The following is a 12,084-nucleotide window of genomic DNA, read 5'->3' on the forward strand; positions in this document are numbered from 1 at the left end:
GGCGGCGGGCCGGTCGGATCGAACAGCGGGTGCCAGCCCTTCCTGGCACCCGCACAACCCCCAACCCACCATCGATTGGCACCTCAAGGTCCCACCGTCACGGGGGCGCTGGTCCCCGGCGTCTTCGTGCCGTCGGACACGTCCGAGACGGTGATCGTCCAGTTTCCTTCGGCGCCAAATTGCACGTAGAAGGAGTTCGTGCCGCCCACGAGCGCGCCGTCGAGCGGGGTCACGGCGCTCAGATCGTCGGTGGTGACGTGCACCACGTCGCGCACGGTCGAAATGAGATTCCAATTGTCGTCCACGGCCCGGATGGTCACGTTCACCAGACCGCCCGCGCCCAGGCTGACGGGATCAGGCGTGCCGGTTTTGCCGGTGGGCGTGTTGGGCGCCGGGCTTTCGCCGGGCAGCAATACCTGAAGTTTGGTGAAGGCGCGCTTGATGAGCCGGAAGAACGCGCTGTTGCCCGCGGGCAGTTCGCTGCTTGCGACCAACTGTGCCCGCTGGTTGACCAGGCCCACGACCGGCCCGGCCAAGGGCGTCCAGCCGGCGGAATTGGTGAGCGTCCCCGCGGCCTCGGCGGCGAACCCGGTGTCCGGCAGGCTCCAGTTCAGCCAGTAGGCCGAACCCGCCGGAACGATGCGGACGCCGTTCGGGCCGCTGGATACGCTGGTGTCCCAGGTGCTGACGGTGTCCAACGCGCTCTCCGCCATGAAGTCCTCGTTGAAGGCGGAAGGCGCCCCTTCGACGGCGAAGCTTGAGAAGACCGCCGCCCGGTTGAGCGAGGCCTGGTTGTTGGCCTGGAAGCCGAGGTAGAGATTGAAGCCCGCATCCGTCGGCGCCAGCTTGCCGGCGTTGTAGGGCGGAATGACCAGGTTCGTGGAGGTGTTGTCCGGCGCGATCAGGGTGATGTTGGTGTCGGACGTGAACTTGATGGACCACGTGCCCAGCAGGGTGGGACAAGTGACGGCCCCGAGGTTGCCGCTTTCGAGATAATTGGCCGTGACGCCATCCCAACTGCCGGGCGCATTGGTGTAGGCGCCCCGGGGTTCGGTGCCGCCGCCATACATCGCATTCTGGTTGTCTTCATTCACCTTGTATTGGAACCGCAGCGTGGCGCCGTCCCCGCCGAACTGCAGCACGGCCATCGCACAGTTGGTGTTGTTCCAGTCGGGCGCGGATGGATTCCAGCCCGCATTGGGGCTGAAGAAGAGGTAGGCGATGCAGCCATAGGTCGCCGGGTCGGTCGGAAAATTGGTAACGGTGAAGCTGTAGGTGACCGGGTTCCCCGCCGTCGCGTTGCCAATCCAGCTCAGGCCGGAGGTCTGGCGCGACATGATTTCCTGCCGGTCGTAATAGCTGTTACCCTGCGTGCTGGCGAAAACGTTCAACCCCTGAACCGCCCTGGCCAGCGGCTTCACCGTGGGCGGCGGCGGCGGACCGGCCGTGCCTTCCAAAATGACGTTGTCCACCCAGAAGTTGGCCGTGTGGGTGCCGGTGATGGAGCTGTTGTTGTTCAACCATTTTTTGAACATGATGCCCACGCTGGGATCGATGCCGGACTGCGTGGGGTTGATGGGGATGGTCATGTGCACCCAGCCGCTGGCGGCCGCCGCCGGAATGTTCGTGGTCACGACCGCGGTCACGCTGCCGTCACCCGCCGCCGCGTCAATCTCCAGTCCGGGAATGCTCCCGCCCAGGCTGCCGTTCGGGAAGGTCGAAGGATCGTTCCACTGGGCGATGGTGACATCCGAGTTGGTGTCCCACTTGAGGTCGAACTGGATGGATTTGTATTCCGAGAGATTGTAGGTGCCCGCGCCCTGCCACCACAGATTGTTGCCCGGCAGGCACACGTATTCCGTCAGCGGCGTATCGCCCCCACCCCAGGTCGTCTGGATGTAAAGCGAGCCGCCGCCATTGCCCGTGGCATCTTCCGCGGCATCCCATCCCGCGGTGCCGGTGCCATACCAAAAGCCGCATCCGTCCGGCTGCACGGCCTGCGTGCCCGTGTCAAAAGTGTTGATGGTCCGGTCGGGCGTTTGCGCGCCGGCAAAAAACGCCGACGCCGCGAAGACCGCCGCGAAGGCAATGTGGTTGGCTAGTTTGATCTTCATATTTGGCTTTGTTGGATTGCGTGAGTCCGCAGTGAAGTCGCCCGACGCCCGGCTTCCCGTTTACGTCCGCCCGCCCCGTTCCCGAAGGACCACCGTGACCAGGGCAGGCAAACGGAAAGCCTCGAACGAATCGCAATCACGCGGAAGGGGTTCACGGCGACATCCTAGCATTCAGGCCCGCCGGCTCATGTCGTCAAAAAACATGACAACTGCGAAGGTGCCGATGACATGCCGGCAACCGGGCCATCAATCACCCGCGGTCATGGTCCACATGCCCTTCGGCGCGTTGGTCGTGCCCGTTCCCACGGTGGCCGTAATGGGCAGCGTGCTCACGTGCCCGTCATGGAACAGGTAATTGAACCGTTTGCCATGCAGGCCGTAGGCGGCGGCGCCGTAACCCCACGTCGTGCTGGCGATTTGAAAGCAATCCGCCGTCAGCCCGGAAAACACCGCGCTGCTGTAAACCGGCCCCGCGCAGAACGAGGGCCAGTCATTGCCTGCCGCATTGCGGCCGTTGGGCTCCTCCGCCAGCAGAATGGTGTCGGACGGCGCCTGGACGACGCTGGATTTATAGCCGGGCGGATCCCACGGCGGCAGCGAGCCGTCGCTCTTGTAAATGTAAACGCCCACGCCATGCGTCGCGGCCGGCAACACCTGCCGGGGCGCCGCGCTCACCGAGCCGGCGAAGTTCATCGCGTAAGTGCGCCGCACCGCGAAGTCCTTGATGTAGGAAATGCTGATTTCAATACGGTCCGCCGGGCACTTGAGAATCCGCGGCGTGAACTTGGGATCGCTCAACGCCCCGGAAATGCCCACCAGCAAATCGGCATCCGAGTCCGTGCCGCCAATGTAGCGATGCAGATAATCGTCCCAGCTCAATTGATATTGATACGCGCCCGTCGAATAGGCCGCCGGCGGATATTGATCGTCATGGTCCGAGGCGAACAGGGTGAAGCCCAGCCCCAGCTGCTTCATTTGTGAGGTGCACTGAATGCGCCACGCCCGCGCCTTGGCCGCGGACAACGCCGGCAGCAGCAGCGCCGCGAGAATCGCGATGATGGCAATGACCACCAGCAGTTCAATCAGGGTGAAAGCCGCCGCGCGGCAGCGCCAACGTGTCTGGTTCCGCTTCATCAAGACATCTCACTGGTTGACCAGCACCACGCGGCTGGTGCGCTGGTCGATTTCAAATCGCCGGCCCGCCGGGGCGGCCGGCAGGTTGCTGACGTAACCCGCGGCCACCACTTCGGCGAGCGACCGGGGCCGGACCTGCCGCTCGACGGCATATCGCCGGACGGCCTGCGTCAGCGCCTCCAAAACCGCCGCAGAATCGGCCGCCGCCGTGGCGGGCACGACGACCGGATTGGCCGGAGCCGCACTGACCACCGGACGGACATTCGTTTCGGGTCCGGCGGCCGTGGCCGGGCCCGGCTTTTTGCCGCAACTCACCCCCAGCCACAGCAGGCCGCCAAGCGCCAGCCAGCTCGCGTCGTTCAGCTTTATCCGCATGGTTGTATGAGGCCTCACTGTGCGCCACCAGCACGTTGCGTCGTCCGCGTGGCGGTCAGGGATCAACGGAAAATAGCCCCGCCCGCGCGCCCCTTCACGTCATCAAAACAGAGGACATCGCCGGGCGTGGGCGCGGGCGAACAACGGCCGAAAGTTCGCTGGAGGCGGCTGCCCGCCTTCGCTACTGTGCGCTCAACCCATGAACGGCTTCGGCCAAACTCGCTCGCTGCTGGCCACCGCCCGGCGCGGCTTCCGCCGGGCCGGTCGAACGCTGACACTCGCGACAGCGCTGGGGCTGGCGTTTGGCGCCGGGGCCCGCGCGGCACCAGCCCCCGACCCGGCGAGCCGGTTCGCCATCGAAACGTGGACAACCGAACACGGGCTGCCGCAAAACAGCATCACCGCCCTGCTCCAGACGCGCGCCGGTTACATCTGGGCCAGCACCTACAACGGCATCGCCCAGTTTGACGGCGTGCGCTTCACGGTGTTCGATTCCGCAAACACCAAGGGCCTGCCCAACAGCCGCATTACCAGCCTTTTCGAGGACGCCCAGGGCGACATCTGGATCGGCCACGACACGGGCGACATCACCCGCTACGCGCACGGCATTTTCCAGCCCGTGCCCATTCATGCGCATTGGAGCGGCGGCACCATCAGCGGCATCAGCGCCGATGCCGCGGGCGACATCTGGGCACTGGACATCCGCGGCGAAGCCCTGCGGCTGCGGGACGGACGAGTCATCGCCCCGCCGCCCGAACTGTCGGCGGACCCATCCGTCGTGCCGCAACTGGCCGCGGACCAGGCGCACCATCTGCTGGTCGTCCGCAACGGCGGCGTGGCGGAAATCACTCCTGCGGGCAGTCACAAGATTGATTTCCAAAGCACCTCGACACCGCCGTATTTCGCGCGCGTCGCCCCCGCACGGGCCGGGGGTTGGTGGGTGACGGGCGACGGCCGGGTGCGGCGTTGGGCCAATCACGCGTGGCAGGAGGATTTGGGGGCGTTCCCGTGGGGCGACGCGTTCGTCACCACGCTGATGGAATCGTCCTCCGGGCGCGTGCTGGTGGGGACGTTGGAACGGGGATTGTTCATTCACGACCCGCAGCTCGGCTGGATGAATTTGAACCGCAGCAACGGGCTGCCGCAGGACTGGGTGCGTTCGCTCGCGGAGGACCGGGAACAAAACCTCTGGGTCGGCAACAGCGGCGGCCTGGTCGTTCTGCGGCCGCGTCAGGTGGTGATGCAGAGTCCGCCGGATGGCTGGCAGGGCTGGCCGGTGCAGGCCATTGCGCAGGCGCATGACGGCGCCGTCTGGGCCGCCACCGAAGGCGCGGGCGTGTATCGGCTGGCCGGCCAATCATGGACGCACTTCGACGCCAGCGCGGGATTATCCAACGAGTTTGCCTGGTCCGTCATGGAAGACAGCCGCGAACAGATTTGGGCGGGCACCTGGGGCGGCGGTTTGTTCCGGTTTGAAGGCGGCCGGTTCGTGCGGCAATTCGACCTCGCCGAACACGGCGAACCCGTCACCGCCCTGCTCGAAAATCCGCCCGGCACGCTTTGGATTGGGACGGCGGCGGGCTTGATCCGCTGGGATGGAAGCCGGTTGGAGCGCTTCGCCGCGCTGGGTGGCGCCGCGGCCGGCGACGTGCGCGCGCTGGCCGCCGGGCACGGCGGCGCCTTATGGATCGGCACGCAGGGCAGCGGTCTGGGTCTGATTAAGGACGGCAAACTGCGCACCTACCGGCGCGCGGAGGGTCTGCCCCGCGACTACATTCTTTCTCTTTACGAGGAGCCGGATGGCACCCTGTGGATTGGCACCTTGGACCGCGGCCTGTGCCGGTTTCGCAACGGGCAGTTTGCCTCCATCACGACCGACCAGGGCCTGCCCAACAACGTGATCGGCCACATCGAGGATGATCAGCTCGGCAACTTGTGGTTCAACTCGCAGCAGGGTTTGTTTCGCGTGAGCCGGCAGGACTTGAACGACTGCGCCGACGGCAAGATCCCCACGCTGCGCGCGCTGGTGTTCGGCAAGGCCGAAGGCCTGATCACCCCCGCGGGCTCGAGCGGCTTCACGCCTTCGGGATTCCGTTCGCCGGACGGCCGATTGTGGTTTCCCACCGCGCACGGCATCGCCGTGGTCGATCCCCGTTCGGTCCGGCGCAACGACGTGCCGCCACCGGTCTGGATCGAGGAGGTGCTGGTGGAAGGCCAGCCGGCCGCGTTCACCGCGAACACCGAAACGCATTCCCACACCGAAGCCCCGGCGTTGCGGTCGGTGACCCTGAGCCCCGGCCAGCGTCATCTGGACCTGCTCTTCACGGGCATCAGCTTCACCTCGCCCGAGCGCGTGCAGTTCCGTTACCAACTCGAGGGCCTGGACGCGGACTGGAGCGAAGTCAGCTCCCGGCGGCGCGTCACCTACCCGTTTCTGCCGCCGGGTCAATACACCTTTCGCGTGCGCGCCTGCAACAGCGATGGCTTGTGGAACGAAACCGGCGACGCGGTGGGCATCGTCGTGCTGCCCCACGTCTGGCAGACGTGGTGGTTCAAAACCGGGCTCGTCATCGCGGGCTTCGCTGCGGTCGGCGGGCTGGTGCACCTCAACGCCCGGCGCCGGCACCGGTTCAAGCTCGAACGCATCGCCCGGGAACGCGAACTCGAACGCGAACGCGCCCGCATCGCGCAGGACATTCATGACGACCTCGGCGCCAGCCTGACCCGCATCGGCATGTTGAGCCAGTCGGCCGCGGGTGATTTGAATGATCCCCCGCGCGCCGCGGCGAACCTGAACCACATCTACGCCACGGCCCGCGACCTGACCCGCGCGATGGATGAAATCGTGTGGGCGGTGAACCCACGGCACGACACGCTGGAAAGTCTCACCAACTACCTCACACGCTTTGCGCATGACTTTCTGAGCGCGGCCGGCATCCGCTGCCGCCTGGACGCGCCGGTGGAATTGCCGGACCTTGTCGTGCGCTCGGAAGTGCGCCACAACCTCTTTCTCGCCTTCAAGGAAACCCTCAACAACGCCGTCAAACATTCCGGCGCCACGGAGGTGCGGGTGACCGTTGAACTGCTGCCCGACCGCCTGCGCGTGGCCGTGGCCGACAACGGCGCCGGCTTCGACCCCGCCCGCGTCACCACGGCACGGACCGGCAACCGCGTGGTATCGGGCTATGGCGTGACCGGCATCCAGGCGCGCCTCGAACAGATTGGCGGCCGCATGGAATTGCGCAGCCGGCCGGGCGAAGGCACGCAGGTGGAGTTTTACGTGCCCATGAAACGAACCGGCCCCCGGCCGGCCCCGCCCACCGCGCCAACCAGCTGAAACGGGCCGGCGAGTTTCACGATGTCGTCAAAACTGATTACAATGCAACCGGAGCAAATGGTGCTATGAGTAGGCGGATGGCCATCAAGGTGTCCATTGTCGAGGATGATCCCAAGGCCCGCGAGATCCTGGTGGACTGGATCAATCGCGCCGAGGGCTTCCGCTGCGTGAGCAGCCACGGCTCCGGTGAGGACGCCGTGGAGTCCCTGCCCGCCGGGGCGCCGGATGTGGTGCTCATGGACATCAACCTTCCCGGCATGAACGGCCCCGAATGCGTCCGCCGCCTCAAGCCGCGGCTGCCGCAAACGCAGTTCGTCATGCTGACCGTGTATGAGGACTCGGACCACATTTTTCAGGCGTTGCAGGCAGGCGCGTCCGGTTACCTGCTCAAGCAAACGCAGCGCGGCGAACTCATCTCCGCCCTGCGCGACGTGCATGCCGGCGGCTCACCGATGACGGCCAACATTGCCCGCAAAGTGGTGCAATGCTTCCATCAGCCACTCGCCCGGCCCGGCGCTGAGGATCTGACGCCCTCGCCGCGCGAGCGTGAAGTGCTCGAGCTGCTGGCGCGCGGCTACCTTTACAAGGAGATTGCGGATTCCCTGAACATCAGCCTGCCCACGGTGAACACCTACATCCGGCGGATTTACGAAAAGCTCCACGTCCACTCGCGTTCCCAGGCCATCGCGAAATACGCGCGCATCCCGCGGGCCGGCGAACTGCCACCCGCCCCGCCGCATTGAGCGGCTTTGCACCCGGAGGCCGTTGAAAGAAGCGCGGAGCCCGGCCCGGTTACTTCAGCAACTTGTCCAAGGTGGGGCCCATGGCGTCCGCCCAGATTTGGTAGCCCCTTTCATTCGGATGCAGGAGGTCGGGCATGATGTCGCGTGACAAGGTGCCGTCTGCAGCGAGAAATTTCGGACCGATGTCGAGGTAGGTGATCTTCCGGCCATCATCCAATTGCGCGAGCACCCGGTTGACCTCGGCGATCTGGTCGCGCACGGGATTGCCTTTTTGCCCGCGGGGAAAGATGGCCAGCAACAGAATTTTGCTGTCGGGCAGCTTGGCGCGCAATTCCTTCACAACCGCCGTGACGCCCGCAATGATTTCGGGCGTCGTGTTGCGGATCGTCTTGCCGTCCTTTTCCTTGCCGGTGTTGTTGGTGCCAATCATCAACACCACGGCCTTCGGATGGATGCCGTCCAGCTCGCCATGGTCGAGCCGCCACAAGACATGCTGCGTCCGGTCCGCGCTGATGCCGAAGTTGGCCGCAGGCAGCGGCGCGTAATAACGGTTCCAGACGTTCGACCCGCGATCGCGCCAGTGGTCGGTGATGGAGTCGCCCAGAAACAGGACGTTGATGCCGCCTTGTTTCGCCTCGCGGACAAATCCCTCGTGCCGGGCAACCCATTTTTTGTCGCGCGGCACCGGCGTGGTGGCCGTGTTTTCCGCCCGCGCCGCCCAGGGAACCAACAGTCCGCCGAGCGCCAGTGCCGTGATCAGTGATGCGAGTGATGTTTTCATAAAAAGTCACCTTCCCCCAGCCCGCCGGCGTTGCCAAGTCACAACCCCGGCCGGTGATCTCGAGAGCGAAGGGGGCTTTCGCGAAGCGGGCCACGCCGCCGGGCCGGAGGTGGAAACCATCGTTGCCCAGCACGACAGCACGGTGGCCAACATCTGCGCCCGGCTGGACCAGCTGCTGGCCCGGCCGCGGCGCCCCACCGCCTTTCTCGTCTCGCGCCCCACCCATGCGCTGACCGCGCTCGGGCACCTGGTGCAACGCGGCATCCACTTCCCGCGCGAAGCGGCGTTGATCGCCCGCGACCACGATTCGTTTCTCGAACACGTGGTGCCATCCATGGCGCGTTACCAGGCGGACCCCAATTTGTTTGCGCACAAGCTCTCGCGCGTCGTGCGGGAAATGGCCTCCGGCGGCAATGCGCGGCCGCGGGATTACCGCATCATTCCCCGGCTCATTGCGGGCGCAACGCTGGAGTAGCGCCCGCCGGACGGACTTCGGCAAAGGACGCGTAAGGCTCCACCGACGCGGCTTCGATGGCGGTGCCCCGGCCGTCCGGGCGCAGGCTAAGGGTGACCACGTTGCGCTGGCCAGGACCGAAATTGAGCCAGCACTCGGGCAGGAAGAAATCGTGCTGCGGTCCCACCTGCCAATAACGCCCCAACGCGTGCCCGTTCAGGTAGAGGAAGCCGTTGCCCGCCGCAGCGAGATGCAGCCGCCACGGCACCCATTCACCGGGTTGCGGGGCGGGCAATGCAAACGCCAGCCGATACCAGGTGAGCAAGGCGGATGCGCCGTTCGTTGCCGTGCTGCCGACCGTCGTCGCCGTCCACGATTGATCATCGAACCCGGGCGCAAACCACTGCGCTTCGACGCCGGCGGGGCTGCCGCAGGCCGTAAGTGACAACGGCGCGCCGTCACTGCTCTGGCCCAAACTCGGCTGCCCCAGGCCACCGGCGCCATCCGTGTTCTGCACGATCACCGCAACGCAGTTCGTGCCTGCATGCAACTGCGCGGTGATGTCAAACTTGCAGGCGCGCGCCCAGTCGGTGGCTTCGCCGACAAACCGGCCGTTGACATACACCCAGCCGTGATCGTCGATGCGCCCGAATTGCAGGTTCAGGCCGCCGCTGCGCAGTTCGGCCGTGCTCACAGGCACGAGCGCGCGGAACACCGCCGTGCGCCCGGCACGCAGTTGATTGGCGTCCACGTCATCCGCGTTCACGGTGCGCCACGTGTCCACGTTGAAATCCGGCTGCACCTCCGGCCGGTTCGTTGCCTCCGGCACTTCGTGCATGCGCCAGCCCGTGATCGGCCGGCCACCGCCAAGCGGCCGGGCGGAGACTTCCGCGTGCTGAATGCCCGAGGCCCGTTCCATGTCGAGACCGCCGTTCGCATGACCGCGGTTTTCGTAGAGCAGCAACAACGGGTGCGGTCCCGGCGGCAGGGCCACTGTCGTCAAGCCGCCCCGCGTGTTGACGCCGGCCGCCGCGCGGCCATCCACCGCCGCCAGCACCGCATCGCCCGGCGCATGCTCGATCAGCAGATTCGTCTTCGTGGCGCTGTCCGTTTCCGCCCGGTAATAGATGAAGCGGCTGTCGTAGAGGCCCGCTTCGGCGAGCGTTTCGCCCGGACGAAGGGCCAGCCAGTGAGCCGGCCCGGAATCCGGCTGCTGACGCGCCGTGAGAAGCTTCACCGGCGCCGGGACGCGGGCGGGGCGCACCACTTCCGGCGCCGGCTTGGGCAGCCACTCGCCGGCCGCCGGTTCATTCGCCCCCGCGGGCAGGTAAAGAACTTTGGCGCCGAACGGTTCAAGGGTGTAGGCAATGGCCAGTTCCGTCGTGTCTCCTGCGGTGGCCTTGACGCGGGCGGTTCCGGTGCGGGATTCCGCATGTTGGGAAGTGCGAATGAAAAAGTAGCGCCCGCCGTCTGCGGCCTGGCGGAGAACGACGCTGACGTCCGACGGTGTGCCGGTCACCGTGCAAGGGACCACTTTGGACCGCGCGAGCCGCGCGCCGTGTTCGCGCAACAGGTGACCCAACGCCCAGACGCGCTGATAACGGTCGCCCACCCCGCCCCATTCGCGGATCGGCGCGTTGTAATCGTAGGTCGTCGTCATGTCCCGCGCGCCCCAGTCACCCGGATTGGAGCCGCCAAAGAGCATGTAGTAGTTCAACAAGGTGTCGCCGTTCTGGATGGCAAACAACGTCAGGTTGTTGATCTGTGCCGCCGTCAAACCGTCCTGCTGGTCGCTGAGCTGCCCGCCGACGCGGGAAAACCAGCCGCCCTGCAATTCCGTGGTCATGCGCGGGGCATCGGGCTGTTCGCGTCCCAGCTTTGCGATGTCATTGGCGATGCCGTCCACGCCCCAGCGCGGATAAAAATTGCAGGAATCGAAAACCTGCCGCAGCAGTGGATCGCTCTGGCCGCGCACGCAATGCGTCCAGCAGGTGAACAACGGCACGTCGATGCCGTTGGCCAGCGCGGCGCGCCCGAGCGCCCGGACCTGGTTGCGCTTCACGTCGTCGGAAAAGCCGGCGTAGTCGTATTCGTTTTCCAACTGCACGAGGATGACGCCGGGCTGGCCGGGCGCCTTGCGGGTGATCTGGTGCCGGGCAATGACCGGGCAGACCGCATCATACCAGTGCTTGCACCAGGCGAGATACGTGGGGTCGTCGCCCCGCAGCCAGGCCTGGCCCGCGGGCACACTGGCCGGCCGTTTCGTCAACAGCCACTGCGGATAGCCGCCGGTGTCCCACTCCGCGCAGATGTAGGGCCCGGGCCGCACGATGATGTAAAACCCGAAGGACTCCGCCAGCTTCAGCCAGTCTTCCAAATCCGTCAGGTCCATCTGGGAAAAATCATCCAAGCCCGCGGGCTGCGCGCGTTCGTGCCAGTTCCACGCCGCGTAGGTTTCGACGGCGTTGAAGCCCGCGTCCTTGATCTTTTGAAAGCGGTCGCGCCAGAGCGGTTTCGGGCAGCGGAAATAATGAAACGCCCCGCTGTAAATAAAGACATCGCGGCCATCAATGGTCAGACATTGCCCGTCGTAGCGAATGCGGTCGGGGTGCGCAAACGTCCGCGCCGGCAGGGCCTCAGCCTCCCCCCGAACCGAACTGATTCCCGCGCCGCCGAGCAGTCCGGCCATGGCGCAGGCGAACCACGCCGCGCGCCGGTTGATGTTGCGTTTCCCGCCCCTGCCCGGTTCCGTTTTCATGTTCACGTGATGCTTGGAAGTTGCTGCCCGCCCCATCCGCCGGCCGGCCATGCTTTGGTTCTGTGCGTCCCGCGAGCATCCCGCCAACGAACGTCCCGGTCAACGCGGAATCGGCAAAGGCCTTCGGCCACCCTCTCTCCATCGGATATAGCAGTTTCATAAATACTGTAGCCGTCCTGACGGCAGCAGCCCCTCACCCCGTCCCTCTCCCCATCCGATGGGGAGAGGGTGGCCGAAGGCCGGGTGAGGGGCCGGCGAATAACCCGACGGCTACGACATTATCTAAACCGCTCTAGAGGGAGGGACGGGGTGAGAATTGCCCGAACGGTTTGCGCATTGCCCCCCGAACCGCGAGGTGGCCGCTCTAGTGGGACAGGCAGGATGCCTG

General features: G+C 65.8%; 8 protein-coding genes. 3 read left to right on the top strand and 5 right to left on the bottom strand.

Annotation, left to right across the window (positions count from 1 at the left end):
* Nucleotides 1-83 precede the first annotated feature (83 nt).
* From VFV96_11125 to VFV96_11135, 3 genes are all read right to left on the bottom strand, one after another.
* Nucleotides 84-2,114 carry a hypothetical protein gene (locus VFV96_11125; GenBank protein ID HEU5070946.1) on the bottom strand — a complete coding sequence of 677 codons (2,031 nt, stop codon included), beginning with the start codon at nt 2,112-2,114 and terminating at the stop codon, nt 84-86.
* 246 nt (nt 2,115-2,360) lie between these two features.
* On the bottom strand, nt 2,361-3,248 hold the full coding sequence (locus VFV96_11130) for a prepilin-type N-terminal cleavage/methylation domain-containing protein (protein ID HEU5070947.1): 888 nt from the start codon (nt 3,246-3,248) through the stop codon (nt 2,361-2,363).
* Nucleotides 3,249-3,257: 9 nt separating this feature from the next.
* A complete protein-coding gene (locus tag VFV96_11135) occupies nt 3,258-3,623 on the bottom strand; it encodes a hypothetical protein (protein ID HEU5070948.1) in 366 nt (121 codons plus the stop codon).
* Nucleotides 3,624-3,822: 199 nt separating this feature from the next.
* Here VFV96_11135 and VFV96_11140 point away from each other — a divergent pair, with 199 nt between their 5' ends.
* Both VFV96_11140 and VFV96_11145 read left to right on the top strand, forming a co-directional pair.
* Complete coding sequence (locus tag VFV96_11140) at nt 3,823-6,960, top strand: two-component regulator propeller domain-containing protein (protein ID HEU5070949.1); 3,138 nt, start codon at nt 3,823-3,825, stop codon at nt 6,958-6,960.
* Nucleotides 6,961-7,025: 65 nt separating this feature from the next.
* Complete coding sequence (locus VFV96_11145) at nt 7,026-7,703, top strand: response regulator transcription factor (GenBank protein ID HEU5070950.1); 678 nt, start codon at nt 7,026-7,028, stop codon at nt 7,701-7,703.
* 49 nt (nt 7,704-7,752) lie between these two features.
* Here VFV96_11145 and VFV96_11150 read toward each other — a convergent pair whose 3' ends face one another.
* Complete coding sequence (locus VFV96_11150; protein ID HEU5070951.1) at nt 7,753-8,484, bottom strand: platelet-activating factor acetylhydrolase IB subunit; 732 nt, start codon at nt 8,482-8,484, stop codon at nt 7,753-7,755.
* Between the two features lie 109 nt (nt 8,485-8,593).
* On the opposite strand from VFV96_11150, the gene VFV96_11155 reads away from it, so the two are divergent.
* Entirely contained in the window at nt 8,594-8,959 is a 366-nt protein-coding gene (locus VFV96_11155) for a substrate-binding domain-containing protein (protein ID HEU5070952.1), read from the top strand.
* Here VFV96_11155 and VFV96_11160 read toward each other — a convergent pair.
* Complete coding sequence (locus VFV96_11160) at nt 8,934-11,696, bottom strand: beta-galactosidase (GenBank protein ID HEU5070953.1); 2,763 nt, start codon at nt 11,694-11,696, stop codon at nt 8,934-8,936. The genes VFV96_11155 and VFV96_11160 overlap by 26 nt on opposite strands.
* Between the last annotated feature and the right edge of the window lie 388 nt (nt 11,697-12,084).

Source organism: Verrucomicrobiia bacterium (assembly GCA_035765895.1).
GTDB lineage: Bacteria > Verrucomicrobiota > Verrucomicrobiia > Limisphaerales > DSYF01 > DSYF01.